This is a genomic window from Kribbella sp. NPDC104740 (genome assembly GCF_055583505.1).
This window is the reverse complement of the sequence record NZ_JBVJNV010000006.1, coordinates 196310-218387: the sequence shown is the minus strand read 5'-3', so window position 1 is coordinate 218387 and position 22078 is coordinate 196310. Positions and strand designations below refer to the sequence as shown.

Sequence of the window (22078 nt, the reverse complement as noted above, 5' to 3'; positions counted from 1 at the left end):
CGGCGCATGGAGACGGTGCTCGAGACCGAGCGGCTGGTGCTGCGGCGGTTCACGACCGGGGACGTGGAGCTGCTGGTCGAGCTGGACTCCGATCTCGAGGTGATGCGGTTCCTGACCGGGCAGGCGACGCCGCGGGACGAGATCGAGCAGAAGGTGCTGCCGGGGATGCTCGACGTGTACGCGCGGCACCCGGGGCTGGGGACGTTCGCGGCGCACGAGAAGGCGAGCGGGGAGTTCGTCGGCTGGTTCGGGCTCCAGCCGACCGCGGTCGCGGGGACGGTCGACGTCGGGTACCGGCTGCGGCGCGACGTCTGGGGGCGGGGTTACGCGACCGAGGGGACGCGGGCGCTGATCGCGAAGGCATTCGCCGACGGTGCCGAGCGGGTGGTGGCGGACACGATGGCCGTCAACACCAAGTCCCGCCGGGTGATGGTGAAGTCCGGGTTGCGGTTCGTCCGGGTCTTCCATGTGGTCTTCGAGGACCCGCTGCCGGGCACCGAGCACGGCGAGGTCGAGTACGCCGTCGACCGGGCGACCTGGTTAGCTGGAGTCCGTGCCTGACGACAAACCGCCGTACGCCGTACTGGACATCGACGCGACGCTGTCCGACACCAGCCGGCGCGTGCACTTCCTGGAGCGCAAGCCGAAGGACTGGGACTCGTTCTTCGCCGGCGCCAAGGACGACGCGGTGCTCGACGAAGGGCTCGCGGTCGCGACGCAGCTCGCCGAGGGGCACGAGATCGTCTACCTGACCGGGCGGCCGGAGCGGCTGCGACGGTCGACGGTGAAATGGCTGAAGGACAACGGCTTTCCCGACGGACAGCTGTTCATGCGGCGCAACAACGACCGGCGGCCGTCGGCGACGATGAAGCTCTACCGGCTCGACCAGCTCAAGGCCGACCGCCCGGTCGCGATCCTCGTCGACGACGACGTGAAGGTGTGTGCGGCCGCCGAGAAGGCCGGGTACGCCGTCCTGAGGGCCGACTGGGGACTCGATGCCGAGACCCAGCCGACCCTCTTCGACGCGCAGGAGAAGGAAGGCCGGACCTAGGTCCACACCCGGATCACCGCGACCCGCCCGGCGCCGGTCACGTCCGCGGAGCCGTCGAGCTCCACCACGTCACCGGCCGCCAGAGTCTCGGCCTGAGTCCCGACCTCGACGCCGACCGATCCCTCCAGGCAGACGACCACCAGGTGATCCCCCGCCTCGACCGTCAACGGCGCCGCCTCGACGATCACGGTGCCACTGGCCTGACCTCGCCGCGTCATCAGGTTGAGGTCCCGCGTCGGACCGGCCACCCGGCACCGCACCGCGGCCGCACCGTCGAAGCCGAACGGCACGAAGCGAGTCAGCTCCTGCTCGGCCCCGTCCAGCTCCAGGACCATCGCGTCGCCCTCGACCAGCACGATCGTCCGGTCGACGTCCGGGAACACCGAGAACTCGCAGTCCTCCACGACCTCGGCCAGGCTGACCCGCCAGGCGAAGTCGCTCGCCGCACCGCCGCCGGCCAGCTCGGTGGTCAGCCCGGCGCCGTTGCGCCAGGCCACCTGCTGCTGGTCGGCGGCTCGCAGGATCCTCATCGTTACTTGCTCAGCCCGACGATCAGCGTGTTCGCGTACGGCGGGTAGGCGCTCAGGTAGAAGTTCTGCACCTTCGACCCGTGCAGGAACGCGTTGCGGGCGTAGAGCAGCGGAACCATCGGCGAGTCACCGAGGATCTGCTTGTCCAGCGCCGCCCACTGCGTCGCGGCCTTGGCCCGGTCTGGCTCACCGGTCGCGGCGGCGATCGCCGTGTCGACGGCCGGGTTGGAGTACCGGGACAGGTTGTACCCGCCGTTGCCGATCTCCGAGGTGGCGAACAGCGGCTGGATGTTGCCGATCGCGCTCGGGAAGTCCGGCAGCCAGCTGCCGACGGTCAGGTCGTAGTCGCCCTTGGCGTTGGTCTGTACCTCGGTCAGCGCCTCGGCCTCGTACGGCTTGATGGTGACCGTGATCCCGGCCCGCTTCAGGCCCTGCTGGATCGCCTGCGCGACGCCGAGCTTCTGGTTGTCGGCGGCCAGCACCAGGTTGAGGTTGGTGGCACCGGCCGCGGCCAGCATCGTCTTGGCCTTCTCCGGGTCGCCCTGCGGCGGCGCCGGGTACAGGTCGAACTTGCTGTAGCCCTCGATGCCCGGCGTGATCAGCGTGGTCGCGAGCTCGCCACCGAACTCCGGACCGCCGACGGCGACCTGGACGGCCTGCTTGTCGACGGCGTACTGGATCGCCTTGCGGACCTCGGGGTTGGCCAGCGCCGGGCGCTTGTTGTTCATCGCCAGGTACTGCAGCGCGCCGGACGGCGAGGTCGCGACGCGGGCCTTGACCGCCGGGTTGCCGGTCACGGTCGGGATCAGCGCGGCCGGCACCGAGACGCCGGTCGCGGCGGAGAACTTGTCGTCACCGGCGTCGGCGATCAGCCGCTGGTTCACCACGTCGGGCTGCAGACCCATGTCGGTGACGATCGAGTCCGGCAGCGCGGTCCGCGCCGGGTCGGTCGCCTGGTCCCAGTTGGGGTTGCGCTCCAGCTCGAGCTTCGAACCGGGCACGTACTGCTTGACCTGGTAGGGGCCGCTGGCCACGGGGTCCTCGCCGTAGTGGGCGGGGTCGGTGTCGGCCTTCTTCGGCACCGGCGAGAAGGCCGGCATGCTGACGATCCACGGCCAGTCGCCGTACGGCTTGTTCAGCTTGAACACGATCGTGGTCTCGTCCGGTGCCTCGACCGACGCCAGCTCCTGGCCCTTGTACGGACCGGTGTACTTCTCGGCCCCGGCCAGCAGCGCCTTGTGGTAGCCCAGGCCGCCGGACAGCTCCGGCGCGAACGACCGTTCGACGCCGTACTTGATGTCAGCGGCAACGATCGGCGACCCGTCGGCGTACTTGAGGCCCGGCTTCAGCTTGTACGTCCAGGTCTTGCCGCCGTCGGCGACCTGCCCGGTGTCGGTGGCCAGGTCGGGCACCAGCTCGGCGCCCTTGCCCTCGGTGGTCTTCCACGAGGTCAGGCCGCGCAGCACCAGGTGGATACCGCTGATCCCGAGGTTCTGGCTCTTGGCCGGGTCGTAGCTGATCTCCTTGCTGGTGCTCAGGTAGTGCAGCGTGCCGCCCTTCTCCGCGGTGGCGTCGCCACCCGCGCCGGGCGTGGACTTGTCGTTGGCGTTGCAGGCGGCCAGCGCGAGGGCCAGCGCCCCTGCGACAGCGACCGCCCGGGTGATGCTCTTCATGATGTCCTCTCAGACAGTGGGGGTTCGGAGGTTTCGGGGAAGTAGCAGGCGACCCGGTGCTCGCCGCTGACTTCTTCGAGGGCCGGCCGGACCGTCGCGCAGACGTCCTGGGCCTTGTAGCACCGGGTCCGGAACGGACAGCCGGACGGCGGGTCGATCGGCGTCGGCACGTCACCGGTCAGCACGATCCGCTCCCGCACGGCGCCTGGTTCAGGAACCGGTACGGCGGACAGCAACGCCCGCGTGTACGGGTGCGCCGGGTTGGCGTACACGTCGGCGGCCGGGCCCTCCTCGACGATCGTGCCGAGGTACATCACGGCCAGCCGATCAGCCACCTGCCGTACGACGGCCAGGTCGTGCGCGACCAGCACGTACGACAGCCCCAGCTCGTCGCGCAGATCCGCGAGCAGGTTGAGCACCTGCGCCTGGACCGACACGTCGAGCGCGGAGACCGGCTCGTCGCAGACCAGCAGCTCGGGCTTCACCGCGAGCGCCCGGGCGATGCCGATCCGCTGGCGCTGCCCGCCGGAGAACTCGTGCGGGTAGCGCTCGAGGTGCTCCTCGGACAGCCCGACCTGCTGCAGCAGCTCGATCAACTGGGCGCGGCTCGGCTTGATCCCCTGCGCCCGGAACGGCGTCGACAGGATCGTGCCGACCGACTGCCGCGGGTTGAGCGAGGCCTGCGGATCCTGGAAGACCATCTGGATCTTGCGGCGGACCGGGCGCAGCCGGCGGCCGCGCAGCTTGGTGACGTCCTGACCGGCGATGCTGACCGTGCCGGCGGTCGGGTCGAGCAGCCGCATCGCGAGGCGCGCGAGCGTCGACTTGCCCGAGCCGGACTCGCCGACCAGACCGACGGTCTCGCCCTTGCGGACGACGAAGTCGATCCCGTCGACCGCCCGGACCGCACCCGCCTTCCGGAACGGCACACCCCGGACACCGAAGTACTTCTTCACCCCGTTGAGCCGGAGGAGCTCCTCGCCCACGCCATCGCTCGCGGCCGTCGACACTCCGCTCACAGCTTCACCTCCGGGCGCCGGCCCAGGTGGCAGGCCGCCTCGTGGTCGCCCTCGCCGGGTCGCGGCGTCAGCTCCGGCCGTTCGGTCACGCACCGCTCCCCCACCTGTACGGCGTACGCACACCGCGGCTGGAACGGGCACCCCGTCTTCACCGACCCCGGCGACGGCGGGCTCCCGGGAATCGTTGCCAACCGGTGCCGCGGCGGGACATCGACCCGCGGCATCGCGCCGAGCAGCCCCAGGCTGTACGGGTGCGCCGCCCGGAAGAACAGGTCGCGCACGGTGCCGCGCTCGGCCGCGCGGCCGGCGTACATCACCAGGATGTCGTCGGCGACCTCGGCGACCACCCCGAGGTCGTGCGAGATCAGCACCAGCGCGGTGTCGAACTCGCGCTGGACGTCCTCGAGCAGCCGCAGGATCTGCGCCTGGACCGTCACGTCGAGCGCGGTCGTCGGCTCGTCCGCGATCAGCACCTTGGGGTCGTTCACCAAAGCCATAGCGATCACGACCCGCTGCCGCATTCCCCCGGAGAACTCGTGCGGGTACGACCGGGCCCGCTGCTCGGCCGCCGGGATGCCGACCAGGTCGAGCATCCGGACCGCCCGCTTCCAGGCTTCCTTCTTCGAGGTGTCGTGGTGCAGCCGGTACGCCTCGGCGATCTGCCAGCCGACGGAGTAGTACGGGTTGAGCGCGGAGAGCGCGTCCTGGAAGACCAGCGCGATGTCGTTGCCACGGATCTTGCGCAGCTCCTCGTTCGGGAGCCCGACCAGCTCGCGGCCGCCGAGCAGCACCTCGCCCTTGACCTCGGCGTTCGACGGCAGCAGCCCCATCACCGCGGCCGAGCTGACGCTCTTGCCCGAGCCGGACTCGCCGACGATGGCCAGCGTCTGCCCGGGCGCGACCGCGAGGTCGATCCCGGCCACGGCCGGTACCGGCCCGCCCTCGGTCGTGAAGGTGACGTGCAGGTCGTGCACTTCGAGTACAGGCTTGAGATCAGGCGTGAGATCAGGCATGGCCAACCCTCGGGTCGAGAACTCCGTGCAGCACGTCCACCACCAGGTTGGCGACGATCACCAGGAACGCCGCGAACAGCGTCACCCCGACCACCACCGCGACGTCGAGCTGCCCGACGCCGCTGATCAGCAGCTCGCCGAGCCCCTGCATGCTGAACACCTTCTCGGTCAGGATCGCGCCGCCGAGCAGACCACCGAGGTCGAGCCCGAAGATCGTCACGATCGGGACCAGGACCCCGCGCAGGCCGTGCACGACGACGACCCGGCCCTCGCCCGCGCCCTTGGCCCGCGCGGTGGTGATGTGGTCGAGGTTGAGCTCCTCGAGCATCTGCGCCCTGGTCAATCTGATGTACGACGCCGCGTTCAGCGCGGCCAGCACCAGCCAGGGGGTGATCAGGTGCCAGGCCCAGTCGACCGGGCTCTCGGTGAGCGGCACGTACCCGTTGACCGGGACCATGTTCAGCCAGAAACCGAAGACCAGGATCGCCAGCAGCCCGACCAGGAACGACGGTGACGCCACGCCGACCAGCGCGAACCCGACGGCCGCGCGGTCGAGCAGCTTGCCGCGCTTCAGCGCCGCACCGACGCCGAGCGAGACGCCGACGATCAGCCACAGGACGGCCGCGCCGAGCGCGATCGACAGGGTGACGGGCAGCCGGCTGATGATCAGCGTGGTGACCGGGCGGGCCAGCGGGAACGAGTACCCGAAGCAGGGTGCTTTGCACTGCACGGTCGCGGCGCCCTCGCCGAAGCTCCGGCCGGCAACGATGCCCTTGAGGAAGTTGAGGTACTGCTGGACGACGCTCTGGTCGAGCTGCATGAAATGCCGCGCCTGCTCCAGGCGGTCCGGCGTACAGGGTTTTCCGCAGCCGAGCCGGGCCGGGTCGGCGGGCAGCGCGTAGAAGATCAGGTAGACGGCCAGACTGAGCGCGAGCATCACCAGGACGGTCGCCAGCAGCCTGCGGATCACGAACCACACCAGGTCGGGCATCAGTTCGCCCTCCGCAGCCGGACGTCGAACGCGTCCCGGACGCCGTCACCGAGCAGCGTGAAGCCCAGTACGGCGAGAAACAGCATCGCGCCGGGGAACACCAGGAACCACGGGTCGGAGCCGGTGTAGACCCAGGCGATCGAGTCGGAGATCGACCGGCCCAGGCTCGGGGTCGGCGGCGTCACGCCGACGCCGAGGAACGACAGCGCGGCTTCGGTCCCGATCACACCCGGCACGGCCATCGTCGCGATCACCAGCACCGGGCCGAGCAGGTTCGGCAGCAGCTCGCGGGTGACCACGTGCCAGCCGCCGGAACCGGCCGAGCGCGCCGCCTCGACGAACTCGCGGGTGACCAGCGAGCGCGCCTGGTTGCGGATCAGCCGGGCCAGACCGGCCCAGCCGAACACGCTGAGCACCAGGATCAGCAGCAGCCAGCGCGGGAAGCCGGACGGGACAATGATGCCCAGGGCAATCATGAAGACGAGCTGCGGGAAGCCGAACAGGAAGTCGAGCAGCCGCGACACGACCGCGTCGTACCAGCCGCCGAAGTACGCCGCACTGATGCCGACCAGGGTGCCGAGCACGGTGGTGATCGCGGTCGCGACGACGGCGATGAACAGCGACGTACGCAATCCGAGGACCGTGATCGCGAACAGGTCGCGCCCGGTCAGCGGCTCGACGCCGAACCAGTGGTCGCCGCTCAGCCCACCGACCGCGCCGCGCGGGGCGTTGCCGCGCAGGGGGTCGAGCAGGCCGATGTTGTACGTGTAGGCGTCCTGCCCCTCGAGCTTGACCAGCAGCGGTGCGGCCGCCGCGATGACGATCAGTACGACGACCAGGACGGCGCCGAGCCGGGCACTGCGGTCCCGGCGGACACGGCGCAGGGCCTGCCGGGTCGGTGAGACGGCCGTGGCGACCGAGGTACTCACGAGCACTCCTGACAACGATGGACTGGAAACCCAGCCGGATGACGGTAGGCCAGAGTCTTCCACCATCCTGCTCCTGTCTTGAATAGTGAGAATGTCGATCCATCTAGTGGATTTTGCTCTCCTGGGGAAGATCGGTGCCGGTGGGTGGGTTGTGGTTGGCAACAGCCATGGAACCGGGAGCACCGATGCGAGCCGTTGTGCACAGCGAGTTGGGGAACGCCGACGTACTGCGAGTGACCGATCTCGAGGTGCCGTCGCCCGGGCCCGGGGAGGTGCGGGTGCGGATCGCGGTCTCGGGCGTGAACCCGACCGACTGGAAGTCGCGCAGCGGGGCGTACGGCGACACGGAGATCCCGCTGTCGGTGCCGAACCAGGACGGCGCGGGGGTGATCGACGCGGTTGGCTCGGACGTGTCTGGGCCGGCTGTGGGCGACCGGGTCTGGGTGACTCTGGCGGCGTACCAGCGACCAGCCAGTGGAACTGCCCAGGAATTCACTGTCGTACCTGCGTCACGCGTCTTCCCGCTGCCTGATGGTGCGTCCTTCGACATCGGCGCGAGCGTCGGCGTCCCCGCGATCACCGCGCACCGCGCGCTCACCGTCGCCGAGGACGGCCCGTCCCGCCTCGCGCCCGGCGCGCTCGACGGCCGGACGATCCTCGTCGCCGGAGGCGCGGGCGCGGTCGGCCACGCCGCCGTGCAACTCGCCCGCTGGGCCGGCGCGACCGTCATCGCGACGGTCAGCGGCGACGCCAAGGCGGCGTACGCGACGGCCGCCGGTGCCCACCACACGGTCAACTACCGCGACCCCGACGCCGCGGACCAGATCCGCGCGATCGCTCCCGACGGCGTCGACGTGATCGTCGAGGTCGCCGCGGGCGGCAACAGCGACCTGGACCTCGCCGTACTGCGGCCGCGCGGCACGATCGCGATCTACGCCAACGACGGTGGAGCGCCGTTCGCGCTGGACATCCGGCAGAACATGAATCTCAACGCGCGCTACCAGTTCGTGCTGCTGTACACGGTCGGGTGGGACAAGCTGACCGCCGCGGCCCAGGACGTCACCGCGGCGATCGACGCCGGCGCTCTCCCCGTCGGCGAATCGGCCGGCCTGCCGCTGCTGACGTTCTCCCTGGACCAGACCGGCGACGCGCACCGAGCTGTCGAATCAGGTGCCGTGGGCAAGGTTCTGATCCAGGTCGCGGACCTGTAGCGCCGGCCGATCGACTCCCGACGGCTACTCCTGATCGATCAGTTCCCAGCGCCGCCGGGGCCACAGCTTCACGGCGAGCACCGCGAGCACGGCCCCGACGAGCATCCCTGGCAGCGCCCAGCGCCACCCGGTGAACGCGTTGGTGGAGGTGGTGGCAGCCGCCGCCACATCCTCCGCGACGGCGACCTCAGGCGTCGCATCGTCGGTCGTCTTCTCCGAGGTCATCCCCAGCTGAGCCAGCGCCGACAGCAACGCCCCGCTGTCAGCCGCCGGATGCCAGACCGGTTTGTCCGGCAACGTCCCGCCGTTCCGGGTCTCGAACGTCGCCACCCACGGCCCGCCCTCCGCGCCGGTGTAGATCAGATCGAGCCGCCACACCGACATGTCGTGGATCAGCCAGGTCGCCCGCACCACCGGCCCGTGCCCCTCGGCCTTCCATCCCGGATGATCCTTGAACGACGTGCCGATCCCCTGCATCAGCATGTCGTAGTTCGGATCCTGGTGCCCGGCAGCCTCGACCTTCTGCAGCGCCGGCGCACTCACCAGCACACTCGTCGGCCCACCCGCCTGCGCCGGCACCGCGATCCAGGCCGACATGACGATCAGCAACACCCCACCCAACCGCAGCAAAGTCTTCATATGTCACCTACACCGCTGCCGGCCGGGAAGTTCCCGCAGTAATTGCGTTGCTTCGGCCGTCGACGCCCGCAAGGCTGAACTCCATGCGTGACTTCGACCCCGCCGCCGCCTTCGGTCCCTCCGTCGCCGCCCGGGACGTCACCTCCTCCCGCGGCGACGAGCAGCCGGCCGTCGACCTGCTCGCCGACCTCGCCCGCGGCGACTCCGCCTTGGAGTTCGCCATCGGCACCGGCCGCATCGCGCACCCGCTCACGCAACGCGGCATCCGCGTCGACGGCATCGAGCTCTCCCCCGACATGGTCGAGCAACTCCGCACCCGCCCCGGCGGCGCCGACTTCAACGTCCGCGTCGGCGACATGACCACCACCACGACCGGCCGCACCTACCCGCTCGTCTACCTGGTCTTCAACACGATCTTCAACCTGCTCACCCAGGACGCCCAGGTCCGCTGCTTCGAGAACGCCGCGCGCCACCTCACCGACGACGGCGTCTTCCTCGTCGAGGCCGCGGTACCGAGCGCGTGGCTCCCGGCGAACCAGTACGTCAACGCCGAGCAGGTAGAGCCGTCGTACGTCGTACTGGACGTCTGCCGCTACGACCCCGCGACCCAGATCCTCGACGAGAACCACGTCCGCCTCGACGCAGCCGGCGTGCACCTCGGCCCGATCTCCTGCCGCCTGGCCTGGCCCTCCGAGCTCGACCTGATGGCCCGCCTGGCCGGGATGAAGCTGGTCGACCGCTGGGGCGGCTGGGAGAAGGAGCGGTACACCGGCGAGGGCATGCACGTCTCCGTCTACGGCCGCGCTACCGCCTGACCGACTCGGCGATCTCCTGCGCCTGCTGCTTGTCCTGCGCGCCCTCGAGCCGGAACGTGAGGCCGTCGTACACCCAGACCAGCGTGGGCCCAGCGACCCGCTCCCAGCGCTCCACCCCGTTTCGGTCCTCCAGCACCAGCTCGTGCGGCGTGCTGAACCAGTAGCCGTTGACCGACGGCACCGGCTCCAGCGACTCGTAGTACTTCTTCACGTACAGCGGCGACAGCCGATCAGCGAACTGCTCCAGCCGTACGACACCGTGCGCGGTGTTCCAGCTCATCGCGACCTTCCCGTCCGCGCCCTCGGCACCTGCGGGCGCACCGAGCCTGGCTGGTACGAGCGGAGTGATCCCGGCGCTCCGCCCGGCCTCAGCGACCGACTGCTTGCCAGCGACAACCGGCGGCCCAGGCGCACTCGTCGGCCCACTAGGAACAGGACGCGCCTCCACGCCTCCGATGTTGAGCCACTCGGCAACAGCAGCTCGCACCGGCGGCGCCACCATGACCCCGGCGACCAGCACAGCCAGCAACGCCAGCAGCGCTCGCCACTTGCTCCGGATCACCTCACCTGCAGTACGCCGTACAGCCACTCGCTCCAGCACAGCCGCCGCCAGATCAGGCGCCACCGGAGGCGCATACGAACGCCCAAGCGCCCTGAGCTCCTCAGCCAACTGCTCGTCCGTCATCGCTGCACCTCCTTGTCAGGCAGTTGGCTCCGTAGCTTCTGCAGTGCTCGGTGCAGCCGCGACTTGACCGTCCCCTTGGGCCAGCCGAGCACAGTGGCCGTCTCCTGCTCGTCCAGCTCCAACAGGTAGCGGCAGGTCACCACCAGCCGGTACTGGTCGGGCAGAGCCTTCAGCGCGTCCAGCAACTCGCGCCGCCGCTCAGCAGACAGCGCAGCCGTCGCCGGGTCGTCGAGCACCTCGTCCGGCAGCGCCACCAGCTCTTCCCGCCGCAGCCTGCGCCGCCGGGAGCGCATCTGGTTACGCGTCTCGTTGGCGACGATCCGCAGCAGCCACGGCCGGAACGCCGACTCGTTCCGGAAGCTGCCCAGCGACCGGTACGCCTTCACGAACGACTCCTGCACCACGTCGTCCGCGTCCGACCCAGCGCCGAGCAGCACCGCCATCCGCTGCGCCACCGGCGCATGGCGGCGTACCAGCTCCGCGTAGGCGGCAGTGTCGCCGCCCCGGACCCGGTCCACGATGCCGGCCTCGTCGCTGATGCCGCCTCCTTCTCCGTCCACCCCCACTACACCGCTGAACCGCCGGAGGTTCCCGACTACCCGAAATCGTCCTGGATCACCGGCACACTGCTCATCATGACCGCACAGTTCGGACCCCACCGCTGGTCGGCCGGCCACGACCGTACGCCGGACACCGACCGCTTCCGCGGCGCCCGCTTCCACGTCGCCGACCTCCGCGACACCCGCTTCGTCGACTGCGACCTGACCGGCGCCCGGATCGTCGACGCCACGCTCGTCGACGTCGACGTCTCCGGGTACGTCGAACGCCTGGTCGTGAACGGCGTCGACGTCACGGCGTACGTCGAGACCGAGCTCGACCGCCGCCACCCCGAACGCGTCCAGCTGCGCTCGGTGGGCAGCATCGACGACTTCCGCGCCCTGTGGACGACGATCGAGTCCTTGTGGGCCGAGACCACCGCCCGCGTCCCCGCGGCGCTGACCTCGCAGCGAGTCAACGACGAGTGGTCCTTCGCCGAGACGCTGCGCCACCTGGTCTTCATCACCGACTCCTGGGCGAGCCGGACGATCCTCGACCAGGAGAACCCGTTCCACCCGCTGGCGCTCCCGCAGACCGCCTACTCCGTGACCGATGCGGCCACACTGGGCATGACCCTCGCCGCCGCGCCGCCGTACGAGGAGGTCCTGGCCGCCCGCCGGGACCGCCAGTCCGTCGTACGCCAGATCCTCGACTCCCTCACCGACGCCGACCTCGGCCGCCCCTGCAAGCGCCCACCGGCCCCCGGCTACCCCGAAGCCGACCGCCCGGTCGCCGAGTGCCTCTACGTCGTCATGGAGGAGGAGCTCGATCACCACCGCTACGCGACCCGCGACCTCGCTACCTTCACCTGATGGACAAACCGGCCCAGGCCTTCGCCGCCCTCTGCGGCGCCGTACGGCGTGACCTCCCGCGCGGCCCCCGCACCCTCCGCTGGCTTGAAGCCGGCAAGGGCCCAGCCGTCGTCTTCGAGGCCGGGGCCATGTCCCCCGTCATCACCTTCGCCGCCTGCTTCAAGGAGTTGGCGACCGACCACCGCGTCATCGCCTACGACCGAGCCGGCTACGGCCTCAGTGACGCGGCTCCGCTCACGCTGGACCTCCAGATCACCGACCTGATCGCCGTACTCGACGCTGTAGGCCCAGCAGTCCTCGTAGGGCACAGCTGGGGCGGCCTGCTCTCCCAGCTCGTCGCCTGGCAACGCCCTGACCTGCTGAAGGGCCTGGTCCTCCTAGACCCGTCTCACGAGGCCCTGTGGTCGGACTCCCTCACTCCCGAGGCATTCGCCGAAGCCTCCCGTCACCCCACCCCCTCTGACCCTCGCGCCGCCGCCATCCTCCCCGCCGCCCAGGAGCTGGCCATCCAAACCGCCCAGACCGCCGACGAGCCCCTCCTGCGCGACGCCTACCTCTCCTACGTCGAGACCGACGCCCAGCTCTTCACCATCCTCGACGAGATCCCGATGATCCTCGACCACCTCCCCGACATCGCCCACCTCCGTGCTTCCGCAACCTGGCCCGACGTGCCCATCACCCTGTTCACCGCCATGAAGGGCCGCCCAGCCGCCTTCGTCGAACCAGTCCTCGTGGTTCAAGAAGCCTTGGCCGCCGCGGCCAACGCCCACCACACCGTCGTCCCCGACGCCGGCCACTACATTCACCTCGACCGCCCCGACCTGGTGATCCGAGCCGTCCGCGGCGCCCGGTAAATCCATTGCGCCATCGCGCAGCTCTGCGACGATGCGACGGTGCCGAAGACCTTCACCAAGCGCCGTGAGCCGGCCGCGCCGGGCTCGATCCCCGACCGCCTGCAGATGTTCACCCGCGAGGTCCGCTTCTACCGCGAGATCGGCCCAGCCGTCGGCGTCCGAGTCCCGGCCTGCTTCCTCGCCGAGGAGAACAACGGCGCGACCCACCTCGAGCTGGAGGACCTCTCCGACTGGCGCCTCGGCGCCGACCCAGTTGATGCGGCGCGCCTGCTCGCCGGTCTGCACAAGCGCTGGGAAGGCCGCGCCCTCACCGAATGGCCGTGGCTGGCTCAGGACGACGTGTCCGACCTTGTCGACACCCTCTTCACCGAAACCTGGACCACCGCGCGCAACAGGCCCGACCTGACGCCGGCCGTCCGCGCCCTGGGCGACGACCTCGTGGGCCGAGTCGCCGCCGCCGAACAACGGGCCGCGTCCGCCGGACCGCCCACCCTCGTTCACGGCGACGCCTCGGCGCGCAACATGCGCACGTCGTACGACGGCGAGATCGCCCTCCTCGACTGGGAGGACCTGCGCATCGGCCCCGGTCTCGACGACCTCGCCTGGTTCCTGGTCTCCTCGGTCGACCCGTCGAGCTGGGACGCGACCATCGCGGCGTACGGCGACGCGGGCAACCTCCGCGACACGCTGCCGGCGATGGCGATCCAGGGACTGTTCTCGTTCGCCGACGAGCCGGAGTCGAGCCCCGCCGCGGCGCGGTGGATCGCTCGCCTCACCGAGACCGTCCGCCGGATCGGCTGCTGACCAGCGGCGTTGTCCACAAGGAATTCGATCCACGCGAAAACGGTCCGTACGACGTACTAAGGTCGTGGTCGTGCCTGATCTCGACGAGTCGTTCCTTGCCCTGCCGCGCCACGAGCTGGCCGGTGCCGCCCTGCAACGTGCCAAGGATCTCGGCGCGAGTTTCGCGGAGTTCCGGCTGGAGCGGATCCGGTCGGAGTCGATCTCGCTGCGCGACGGTGCGCTGGAGAGCGCGCGCGACGACGAGGACCTCGGGCTGGCCGTGCGCGTCATCCACGACGGGACGTGGGGTTTCGCCGCCGCCGTCGCGCTGACGACGGACAGCGCGGTCGCCGTCGCCGAGCAGGCGGTCAACCTCGCGCAGGTCTCGCGGCCGATCAACACCGAGCCGATCGAGCTGGCCGACGAGCCGGTGTACGACGACGTCACCTGGGTGTCGTCGTACGAGATCGACCCGTTCAGCCTGCCGCGCGCGGAGAAGGTCGCGCTGCTCGCCGACTACAGCCGCCGCCTGCTCGACGCCGACGGTGTCACGCACGTCAACGCGCACGTCGCGTCCGTGCACGAGTGCAAGTTCTACGCGAACTCCGAAGGTACGTCGTACACGCAGCAACGCGTCCGCATCGGCCCGTCGATCCAGGCGACCTCGGTCGACCCCGAGACGGGCCGCTTCGACACGATGACGACCTGCGCTCCCCCGGCCGGTCGCGGCTGGGAGTACATGACCGGCACCGGCTGGGACTGGGACGGCGAGCTCGCCCGGATGCCCGGCTGGCTGGCCGACAAGATGGTTGCCCCCAGCGTCGAACCGGGCCGGTACGACGTGGTCGTCGACCCGACGAACCTCTGGCTGACCATCCATGAGTCGATCGGCCACGCCACCGAGCTCGACCGCGCCCTCGGCTACGAGGCGAACTACGCGGGCACCAGCTTCGCGACCCTCGACCAGCTCGGCACGCTGAAGTACGGCTCGCCGATCATGCACGTCACCGGCGACCGCACCGCCGAGCACGGCCTGTCGACAGTCGGGTACGACGACGAGGGCGTCGCCGGTCAGCAGTGGGACCTGGTCAAGGACGGCATCCTCGTCGGGTACCAGGTCGACCGCCGGATGGCGACGGTCAACGAGGACGTCCTCGGCACGCCACGCTCCAACGGGTGCGCGTACGCCGACTCCTCCGGGCACATCCCCATCCAGCGGATGGCGAACGTCTCGCTGCAACCCGCACTCGACGGCCCCTCGACCGAGGAGCTGATCAGCCGGGTGAAGAACGGGATCTACATCGTCGGCGACAAGTCCTGGTCGATCGACATGCAGCGCTACAACTTCCAGTTCACCGGGCAGCGGTTCTTCAAGATCACCGACGGCAAGCTCGACGGCCAACTGCGCGACGTCGCGTACCAGGCGACCACCACCGAGTTCTGGGGCTCGATGGAGGCGGTCGGCGGCCCGCAGACCTATCTGCTCGGCGGCGCGCTGAACTGCGGCAAGGCGCAGCCGTCCCAGTCCGGCGCGGTCACCCACGGCTGCCCGTCCGCCCTGTTCCGCGACGTCAACATCCTCAACACCACGCAGGAGGCCGGCCGGTGACGACCGCCATTCAGCTCACCCCGCAGGACACCGTCGAGCAGGCCCTGGAGCTGGCAGCCGCCGCGGGCGCCGAGGGCTGCGTCGTCCTCGTCGCCGAGACCTCCAGCGCGAACCTGCGCTGGGCGAACAACACCCTGACCACGAACGGCGCGATGCGCGGCAGCAGCGTCACGGTGATCGCGACCGTCGGCGCTGGCGAAGGGACCGCAGTCGGCATCGTCAGCCGCTCGTCGGTGACGTCGGAGTCGCTGCGCGACATCGTCGAGGCCGCGGTCGCGACCGCCCGCGACGCCGAACCGGCCGAGGACGCCCGCCCGCTCGTCGACGGCACCGTCGGCCCCGGCTGGGACGACGAGGCCGACGAGACGTCGGTCGGCGTGTACGAGAAGTTCGCGCCCGCGCTCGGCGAAGTCCTCGCTCGCGCCGGCCGCGAAGGTCGGTGGCTCTACGGTTTCGCCGACCACGAGGTCGTCACCCTGTACGCCGGCTCGTCCGCCGGGCTGCGCCTGCGGCACTCGCTCCCCCGCGGTTTCGTCAGCGCCACCGGCAAGTCCGGCGATCTGTCCCAGTCCGCCTGGGCCGGCGCCGCCACCCGCGACTTCACCGACATCGACCCGCTGTCCCTCGACGCCGAACTGACCCGCCGCCTCGGCTGGGCCCAGCGCACCGTCTCGGTCGACGCCGGCCGCCACCCCACGATCCTCCCGCCCGCCGCGGTCGCCGACCTCACGACGTACCTGTTCTGGACCTTGGACGGCCGAGACGCCGCCGACGGCAACAGCCCGTTCTCCAAGCCAGGCGGCGGTTCCCGCGTAGGCGAAACCCTGTCACCGCACCCGGTGAACCTCCGCTCCGACCCGCACCTCCCAGGCCTCGAAACCTTCCCCTTCGCCGTAGCCCGCTCCTCCGGCGGCGCCAGCAGCGTCTTCGACAACGGCCTGACCCTCACCGCGACGGACTGGATCCGCACCGGCAAACTAGAAACCCTCATGCAAAGCCGCTTCACCGCATCTCTGGCCGGAACGTCGGCAGCCACCCCCGCCATCGACAACTACATCCTCTCCGTAGACGGCGCCACCGGCTCAGTAGACGACCTGGTCGCGGGGATGGACAACGGCCTACTCCTCACCTGCCTCTGGTACATCCGAGTAGTAGACCCCCAAACCCTCCTCGTCACCGGCCTCACCCGCGACGGCGTCTACCAGGTCGAAAACGGCGAAGTCACCGCCGCCGTCAACAACTTCCGCTTCAACGAAAGCCCCATCGACCTCCTCACCCGCTTCACCGCCGCAGGCGCCACCGTCCCCTCCTTCTCCCGCGAGTGGGGCGACGACTTCTCCCGCACCGCCACCCCACCCCTCCTCATCCCCGACTTCAACATGTCCACCCCCAGCCAGGCGAACTAACCTCCGCCGCCCGCTGCCGAACAGACGGCGAGCACGCGAGGCAAGCAGATGAACAGGCAAGCAAGAGGCGCACCGGCCAGGTCGACCGGTGCGCCAAGTCAGCCGGTGCCCCGGACCTGACCGGTGCGACTCGGCCCCCGACCTCCCCGCTTTCCCTTCGCCGGCAGCGGCGGGAAGTTCCAGCGACGTCACCCGGCGAGACAGCGGCGACCAGCCGGGAGTGGACGTGGTGAACAAGTCAGCCGGGCGGACGTCGCGAGCGTGCCGGCGGCGCGGGCGGGCGAGCAGGCGAGCAGGCGAGCAGGCGAGCAGGCGAACGAGCAAGACACCCGCGAGCAGAGGGCGCGCCGACTGCAGCAGCCGGTGCGCCGGAAGCTGCACCGTAACCAAGTCAGCCGGTACCCCGGACCTGACCGGTGCGACTCGGCCTCGACCTCCTCGCCTTCCCTTCGCCGGCAGCGGCGGGAAGTTCCAGCGACGTCACCCGGCGGGGCAGCGGCGACCAGCCGAGAGTGGACGTGGTGAACGAGCCAGTCGGGTGGATGGGGTGAGCGCGCCGGCCAGGTGCCTGGCGTCAGCCCGCCAACCGGGTGCGCGAGGCAGGTGGCTGGGGTGACGAAGCAGCTGGAGTTGGCACAAGGGCCGACACGACAGCCCCGCCGCGCGCCCACCAGAAAGGCTCAGGCCGGCTTGGCCTGGGTGACTCTCCACAGCTTGCGGCGATCTTCGTCGTACAGGTCCGCGCCGCCGAGTTCCCACTGGTCGGCGAGGTCGTTGATCAGGGTCGGGTCGAAGAAGCGGGCGGCGAAGCCGTCTTTGGAGTAGAGACCGTCGCCTACCTCGGGGGACTTGGCGTAGCAGGGGTCTTCGGTGGACCAGGCCGAGTAGACGAACAGGCCGCCGGGGCGGAGGACGCGGCGGATTTCGTTGAGGAGGGAGCGGAGTTCGGTGCGGGTGAAGGCCATGTTGAGGAGCAGGTTCGCGTAGACGGCGTTGACCGTCGCGTCGGCGGGCGGCAGGGGGTCGCGTACGTCGTGCAGTGCCGCGGTCACTCGGTCGTCGAGGCCGTCACGCTGTGCGTCCAGCCGGAGCTGGTGCAGGGCTGACTCGCTGAAGTCGGTCGCGTGCACGCTGAAACCCTGACGGGCCAGGTACAGCGCGTCACGGCCGTGGCCGGCGCCGAGTTCGAGGACGTCGTCGATGCCTGCGGCACCGAAGAGGCGCACCGTCCAGCGCGCCAGTGCCGACGGTTCCGGCCCGTGCAGGCGCGGCTTGTCGTCGTACGCGCGCTGCCACCTGTCCTGCTGAGCCCTCGCGAGCTCCTGCTCAGTCTTCATCTTGCTCCCCGTGGTCGCCGTGCCGGTCGGGAGGACCAGCAGACCGCTGCAGCCTACGCGACATCTCCCAGCCCGTCTCCCCGCGGCCGTCCTTTGCCAACCGCAACGACCCCTGCGAAAAATAGTTGCCATTAGCAAGCACAACCCGGCGGCCGCCCACCAGCACAGCAGAACGCGTCACCAGGTCCGGACATACCGACCACTCCCGCTACGCGCCGTCATCAGACCTGTGAGCCGGTTGGTATCCAACTGAGCCCTCACCGCGCGGCACAGCCGGCCGCAACGAGCGAGCCGCTGCGCGACGAGCCCGAAACGAACACTCCGGTACGCCGCGCGCCCCCGCCGCGCCCTTCCCATACTGGAGGTGAACCACGATGAAGCCGGGGGGCGAATGGCCAACCGCGATGATCCGGACTCATCCGACGCCGTCGTACTGACGCATGCGCTGCGGGCGCTCCGGATGCGGGCCGGCGTGGTTCTGGCCAGGCTCGAGGACACCAAGAACGAGGACGTCGCCTCCCTCCTCAACCTTCCCGTGGTCCGCGCGCACGCCGAGCGTCAGGAGATCGGCCGCCCCGACGCCGCGCTCCAGATCATCGCCCAAGCCGTCCGCGACACCACGAACGCGACCCACCGGATCGTCGCGGACGCCGTACTGGGTCTCGGTGTGCTCGCCGATGTCTACGCCCAGCACGGCCTCGACGACAAGGTGATCCAGTCCCTGCGCGCAGGCGCCGTCGGCCGTCGCCGCGCGACCTTGCTCGCGAACTGGCGTCGCCTCCACGACGCGATGGGCGAGCCGTCCATCGAACCGCCCAGCGACCGAACCCTTCGCGGCAGCACCGAACCCGAGGTCCTCCGCCAGCTCGCCCGCCGCCTGATCCAGCCCGGCCCGGTCTCCCCTACCGCCGGCCCGCTGTCCAGTGCGAGCGACCCCGATCCACCGCCAACCGCTCCCGCGGGCCGCGTTCTCGTCGTCGGCGGCGCGGTGATGGACGCGATCTTCCGGACCCGGATGATCCCGCAGCACGAGACCTCCGTCCCCGCGCACGACTTCACCCTCACGCCCGGCGGCAAAGGCGTCACCCAGGCGATCGCCGCAGCGCGTCTCGGCCTGAAGGTCTCGCTCGTCGCCGCGGTCGCCGACGACCCGTTCGGTCACGAGATCGTCCAGCACCTGCGCGCGGAGAACGTGGACACGTCGCTGCTCAAGATCGTCCGCGGCGCCCGTACGCCGATGACCGGCGTCTTCGAGCTCTCCCTCGGCGACAGCATCGCGGCGGTGTGGCGCAACGAGAAGGAGATCAGCCTGACCGTCCGCGACGTCGATCTGCTCGGCCGGCAGATCGCGGAGTGCGACGCGCTCCTGCTCACCTTCGAGGTCCCACGCGAAACGGTCCAGCGCACCCTGAGCCTGGCGCACTCGAACGAGGCGCACCCGATCATCATCGTCACCCCCGGCCAGCCGCACACCGACGGCCGCATCTCCCGCCCGGCGCTCGCCCAGATCGACTACCTGGTCGCGCACGCCTGGGAGCTGGAGCGCTACCGCCCGACCGACCAGGACCGCTTCGACGCCGACCGCCTCGGCGAGCACCTCCTGGACGCCGGCGTCGGCACCCTCTGCCTGCTCAGCAACGGCGGCGGCCTGATCTACTCCCGCACCGCCCCCACGATCGACCGCCTCCCGACGGTCTCCCGCTCCCCCTTCAAAGAGGTCTCGATCACCCGCGACGCGTTCTGCGCCGCCCTGGCCGCCAAACTCATCGACGACGGCCCCACCCTCACCGCCGCCATCGCCCGCTGGGTCACCGCCGCGATGGCCTGCGCCGCCGAGGACTTCTCCCTGGCCACCACGATGCCGGACCGCGACCGCATCAACCGCAAGCTCCGCGAGGCCCAGAACTTCTGAGTGTACGACGGACGCACGTCGCCGCGAGGCTGCCCAGGGACGCCGCCGCTGCCTTTTGGCAACCAGCGCGCCGTTTTGGCAACGCGAACGCCCCCGGATTGCCAGAAAGGAGGTCTCCGGTCGCCGATTTGGCTATGTCCGGACCTGTTGGCGATGCCAAAGAAAGTGCATTGACACCCATTTGCCATGCGCTTCACTGATAGCAATCAATCGAAGCGGTGAAGGGACCCAATCTAGCGCACACCGCGAAGTTTGCAAGTCCGGAGATCGAAAGTGAGGGGCCGAGATGACCGAGAACAGCGCCCTCGTACTCATCGTGATGCTGACCACCGCCGTCGCTCTGTACAGGTTCTGGAAGCAGATCATCGGGATCCTGGTGATCTCGATCGTGATCGGCTTCGGCTACGGCGTGTACAGCTTCGCTGTCGCGATGACGAACTGACCGACCGCATCACGATCACCGCGAGCGAGGCCTTCACCGACGATGCTGAACGCTTCGCCCTCCCTGACCAGCAAAGCCTGACCAGTAAGGCCTTACGAGCGCCGGCGGACCAGCCGGCGCTCGTTCGGCTCGACCGCCTCGGTGCCGCCACGTACCCGGCAGCACCAGATCATCGAGTCCGCGAGCTCGGCCCGGCTCTGCTCGACCGGTACGCCGTACCGGCCGCGCACCTCGGCCAGGCTCTGCGTCCCGTACCGCAGCCGCAATTGCCGTGGGCTGATCGCGACCCCGTCGACGTACAGATAAGGCCGCGGCCGTACCGACAACCAGTGCTGCCAGTTCGCCGCGCGATAACTCGACCCGGTGAATCCGAGATTCCGGTCGACCACCGTGGTGAGCAGTTCCGCGGTGGATTCCGAGCGCGACAATTCCTTGCGTACTCCGGCCAGCAGCGTAGAAATGGCATTCTTCGGCGCGACATCGAACGAGTAGACCCGGGACACGTCCCACATCCGCTCCGCCGGTACGCCGAACTGCCGGCTCAGCTGCTTGCCGACGACCGCCCAGTCCATCGGCGACACGCTGCACAACGACACCGGCCGTAGATGGATCGGATCGACCAGCGCGAAGTTCCGCGAGCCAGGCCGCGCGCTGCGCAGGTAGTGCAGCGACCCGAAGATCGGGTCGGCATCCTCGGTCGCGCACTCGACGAACCGCAGCACGCTCAGCGGGTACGCCTCGGTCGGCACGAGCTCAGGGATCCTGGCCTGGTCGGCCCGCAGCCCGACCGCCGCGTGCCGCAGCTCGGCCTCGAGATCACGCCGCCGGATCCGCCCGCTGTACGCCGCCACGCGAGGCAGCTGCAGCAGCGTCCGTACGGCGAGCGCCCGCGCCTCGACGCCGTGCCGCGCGGCCGCGGCGCCGACCAGGCCGGCGAAGTGCTCGTCACCCGCGCGGCACAGCTCGAGCGTGAGTGGGATCCGGGCCGAGTCCCGGAGGGCAGGAACTTCTGCCCCGATGGCAAGGGCGCTCATCCGGCCGCCTCCTGTCGTGCACGGTGCCCGCGGGCACGCTGAGAAGGATGGTACCTGGGGCAGCCCGCCCGGAATCGTGGCGAGCTGCGCCCGGTCCGTCGACTAGGACCGGGTGAATCGTCGTTCGGTTCCCTCGAGCGGAGGGAGAATCAGGCCGAGGGCTCCTGATCGAGCAGCCGGGCCTTGAGGAGGTCGAGCCGCTTCTGGACCAGGTCGCTGCTCAGCTCGATCGGATCGAGCCGCGAGATGTGGGCGTCGTAGAAGACATCGAGACGTTCGAGCAGTTCGTCGTGCGGCCAGCAGAGCACTTCGTAGTTCCGCAGCGTCTCGACCTGGTCGGCGGTGAAGTCGATGACCCAGCGTTGCTCGGAGGCGCCGTCGACGACCTCGACCCAGCAGTGCGAGGTCAGCACCGGCGTCGATTCATGCGTCACGGTGCCGTAGCAGTACGAGAGCTGCGACTCGTCGACGCGCTCAAGCAGTTGTTCGATCAGCCACGCGGAGGTGACCCCGCACTGCCCGCGCGACGGCCGCGCGTCCTCCGCCGGCGCGTCCAGCGGGCCGCTGTACATCGTGTCCGCGTTCCATGCCTTGAGCAAACGCTTGCGATACTTGCCGAGATCATCGGCCCAGCTGGGCAGCTGCCGGAACGGCTGCAGAAGAGCAAGGGCTCGATCGACCCCGGGGTGCGGCACTGGACGTCCTTAGTGAGCAAGTGGCTGGCACGTCGTTCTCT

Annotated in this window: 23 protein-coding genes; 11 read left to right on the top strand and 12 right to left on the bottom strand. The window is 69.9% G+C overall.

Annotated elements, in window-relative coordinates; genetic code table 11:
- Positions 1 to 6: 6 nt before the first annotated feature.
- Both ACZ6Z4_RS29085 and ACZ6Z4_RS29080 read left to right on the top strand, forming a co-directional pair.
- Positions 7 to 561 carry a GNAT family N-acetyltransferase gene (locus tag ACZ6Z4_RS29085; RefSeq protein WP_465570842.1) on the top strand — a complete coding sequence of 185 codons (555 nt, stop codon included), beginning with the start codon at positions 7 to 9 and terminating at the stop codon, positions 559 to 561.
- Entirely contained in the window at positions 554 to 1051 is a 498-nt protein-coding gene (locus tag ACZ6Z4_RS29080) for a phosphatase domain-containing protein (RefSeq protein ID WP_465570837.1), read from the top strand. The genes ACZ6Z4_RS29085 and ACZ6Z4_RS29080 overlap by 8 nt, the downstream gene beginning before the upstream one ends.
- Here ACZ6Z4_RS29080 and ACZ6Z4_RS29075 read toward each other — a convergent pair.
- From ACZ6Z4_RS29075 to ACZ6Z4_RS29050, 6 genes are read right to left on the bottom strand one after another with little or no spacing between them, the layout of a single operon-like run.
- Entirely contained in the window at positions 1048 to 1581 is a 534-nt protein-coding gene (locus ACZ6Z4_RS29075) for a HutD/Ves family protein (RefSeq protein WP_465570831.1), read from the bottom strand. The genes ACZ6Z4_RS29080 and ACZ6Z4_RS29075 overlap by 4 nt on opposite strands.
- 2 nt (positions 1582 to 1583) lie before the next feature.
- On the bottom strand, positions 1584 to 3254 hold the full coding sequence (locus ACZ6Z4_RS29070; RefSeq protein ID WP_465570828.1) for an ABC transporter substrate-binding protein: 1671 nt from the start codon (positions 3252 to 3254) through the stop codon (positions 1584 to 1586).
- Positions 3251 to 4273: an ABC transporter ATP-binding protein gene (locus tag ACZ6Z4_RS29065; RefSeq protein ID WP_465570821.1), complete on the bottom strand. Its 1023-nt coding sequence runs from the start codon at positions 4271 to 4273 to the stop codon at positions 3251 to 3253. The genes ACZ6Z4_RS29070 and ACZ6Z4_RS29065 overlap by 4 nt, the downstream gene beginning before the upstream one ends.
- The gene (locus ACZ6Z4_RS29060; RefSeq protein WP_465570819.1) at positions 4270 to 5286 is read right to left on the bottom strand and encodes an ABC transporter ATP-binding protein; all 1017 of its coding nucleotides are present in this window, start codon (positions 5284 to 5286) and stop codon (positions 4270 to 4272) included. The genes ACZ6Z4_RS29065 and ACZ6Z4_RS29060 overlap by 4 nt, the downstream gene beginning before the upstream one ends.
- Positions 5279 to 6277, bottom strand: coding sequence for an ABC transporter permease (locus tag ACZ6Z4_RS29055; RefSeq protein WP_465570816.1), 999 nt, complete (start codon positions 6275 to 6277; stop codon positions 5279 to 5281). Before ACZ6Z4_RS29055 ends, ACZ6Z4_RS29060 begins: the two co-directional genes overlap by 8 nt.
- On the bottom strand, positions 6277 to 7206 hold the full coding sequence (locus ACZ6Z4_RS29050) for an ABC transporter permease (protein WP_465570812.1): 930 nt from the start codon (positions 7204 to 7206) through the stop codon (positions 6277 to 6279). Before ACZ6Z4_RS29050 ends, ACZ6Z4_RS29055 begins: the two co-directional genes overlap by 1 nt.
- A gap of 185 nt (positions 7207 to 7391) precedes the next feature.
- Between ACZ6Z4_RS29050 and ACZ6Z4_RS29045 the strand changes: the two genes are divergently transcribed.
- Entirely contained in the window at positions 7392 to 8417 is a 1026-nt protein-coding gene (locus ACZ6Z4_RS29045; RefSeq protein ID WP_465570805.1) for an NADPH:quinone reductase, read from the top strand.
- A 24-nt stretch (positions 8418 to 8441) separates the two neighbouring features.
- Here ACZ6Z4_RS29045 and ACZ6Z4_RS29040 read toward each other — a convergent pair whose 3' ends face one another.
- Positions 8442 to 9056, bottom strand: coding sequence for a hypothetical protein (locus ACZ6Z4_RS29040; protein ID WP_465570799.1), 615 nt, complete (start codon positions 9054 to 9056; stop codon positions 8442 to 8444).
- 83 nt (positions 9057 to 9139) lie between these two features.
- Between ACZ6Z4_RS29040 and ACZ6Z4_RS29035 the strand changes: the two genes are divergently transcribed.
- Positions 9140 to 9871 (top strand): class I SAM-dependent DNA methyltransferase, encoded by a 732-nt coding sequence (locus tag ACZ6Z4_RS29035; protein WP_465570794.1) that lies wholly within the window; start codon positions 9140 to 9142, stop codon positions 9869 to 9871.
- Here the strand turns inward: ACZ6Z4_RS29035 and ACZ6Z4_RS29030 are convergent.
- Complete coding sequence (locus ACZ6Z4_RS29030; protein ID WP_465570789.1) at positions 9861 to 10556, bottom strand: hypothetical protein; 696 nt, start codon at positions 10554 to 10556, stop codon at positions 9861 to 9863. The genes ACZ6Z4_RS29035 and ACZ6Z4_RS29030 overlap by 11 nt on opposite strands.
- Positions 10553 to 11116 (bottom strand): RNA polymerase sigma factor, encoded by a 564-nt coding sequence (locus ACZ6Z4_RS29025; protein ID WP_465570783.1) that lies wholly within the window; start codon positions 11114 to 11116, stop codon positions 10553 to 10555. Before ACZ6Z4_RS29025 ends, ACZ6Z4_RS29030 begins: the two co-directional genes overlap by 4 nt.
- Before the next feature lie 75 nt (positions 11117 to 11191).
- Here ACZ6Z4_RS29025 and ACZ6Z4_RS29020 point away from each other — a divergent pair, with 75 nt between their 5' ends.
- The 5 genes from ACZ6Z4_RS29020 to ACZ6Z4_RS29000 all read left to right on the top strand — a co-directional run bounded on the left by ACZ6Z4_RS29020 (position 11192) and on the right by ACZ6Z4_RS29000 (position 16617).
- A complete protein-coding gene (locus ACZ6Z4_RS29020; protein WP_465570780.1) occupies positions 11192 to 11965 on the top strand; it encodes a DinB family protein in 774 nt (257 codons plus the stop codon).
- Positions 11965 to 12819, top strand: a complete 855-nt coding sequence (locus ACZ6Z4_RS29015) for an alpha/beta fold hydrolase (RefSeq protein ID WP_465570777.1) — start codon at positions 11965 to 11967, stop codon at positions 12817 to 12819. Before ACZ6Z4_RS29020 ends, ACZ6Z4_RS29015 begins: the two co-directional genes overlap by 1 nt.
- A 39-nt stretch (positions 12820 to 12858) precedes the next feature.
- A complete protein-coding gene (locus ACZ6Z4_RS29010; protein ID WP_465570771.1) occupies positions 12859 to 13623 on the top strand; it encodes a phosphotransferase family protein in 765 nt (254 codons plus the stop codon).
- 70 nt (positions 13624 to 13693) lie between these two features.
- Complete coding sequence (locus tag ACZ6Z4_RS29005) at positions 13694 to 15211, top strand: TldD/PmbA family protein (RefSeq protein ID WP_465570765.1); 1518 nt, start codon at positions 13694 to 13696, stop codon at positions 15209 to 15211.
- A complete protein-coding gene (locus ACZ6Z4_RS29000; protein ID WP_465570762.1) occupies positions 15208 to 16617 on the top strand; it encodes a metallopeptidase TldD-related protein in 1410 nt (469 codons plus the stop codon). The genes ACZ6Z4_RS29005 and ACZ6Z4_RS29000 overlap by 4 nt, the downstream gene beginning before the upstream one ends.
- 680 nt (positions 16618 to 17297) lie before the next feature.
- Here the strand turns inward: ACZ6Z4_RS29000 and ACZ6Z4_RS28995 are convergent.
- Positions 17298 to 17954: a class I SAM-dependent methyltransferase gene (locus ACZ6Z4_RS28995; protein ID WP_465570756.1), complete on the bottom strand. Its 657-nt coding sequence runs from the start codon at positions 17952 to 17954 to the stop codon at positions 17298 to 17300.
- A gap of 391 nt (positions 17955 to 18345) precedes the next feature.
- On the opposite strand from ACZ6Z4_RS28995, the gene ACZ6Z4_RS28990 reads away from it, so the two are divergent.
- Both ACZ6Z4_RS28990 and ACZ6Z4_RS28985 read left to right on the top strand, forming a co-directional pair.
- Entirely contained in the window at positions 18346 to 19866 is a 1521-nt protein-coding gene (locus ACZ6Z4_RS28990) for a PfkB family carbohydrate kinase (protein ID WP_465570751.1), read from the top strand.
- A gap of 286 nt (positions 19867 to 20152) precedes the next feature.
- Positions 20153 to 20308, top strand: a complete 156-nt coding sequence (locus tag ACZ6Z4_RS28985) for a hypothetical protein (protein ID WP_465570748.1) — start codon at positions 20153 to 20155, stop codon at positions 20306 to 20308.
- Positions 20309 to 20400: 92 nt separating this feature from the next.
- On the opposite strand, the gene ACZ6Z4_RS28980 is transcribed toward ACZ6Z4_RS28985, so the two are convergent.
- Together ACZ6Z4_RS28980 and ACZ6Z4_RS28975 are read right to left on the bottom strand one after the other, a co-directional pair.
- Complete coding sequence (locus tag ACZ6Z4_RS28980; RefSeq protein WP_465570745.1) at positions 20401 to 21342, bottom strand: Mom family adenine methylcarbamoylation protein; 942 nt, start codon at positions 21340 to 21342, stop codon at positions 20401 to 20403.
- A gap of 149 nt (positions 21343 to 21491) precedes the next feature.
- Positions 21492 to 22037 carry a hypothetical protein gene (locus tag ACZ6Z4_RS28975; protein ID WP_465570740.1) on the bottom strand — a complete coding sequence of 182 codons (546 nt, stop codon included), beginning with the start codon at positions 22035 to 22037 and terminating at the stop codon, positions 21492 to 21494.
- Positions 22038 to 22078: the final 41 nt, after the last annotated feature.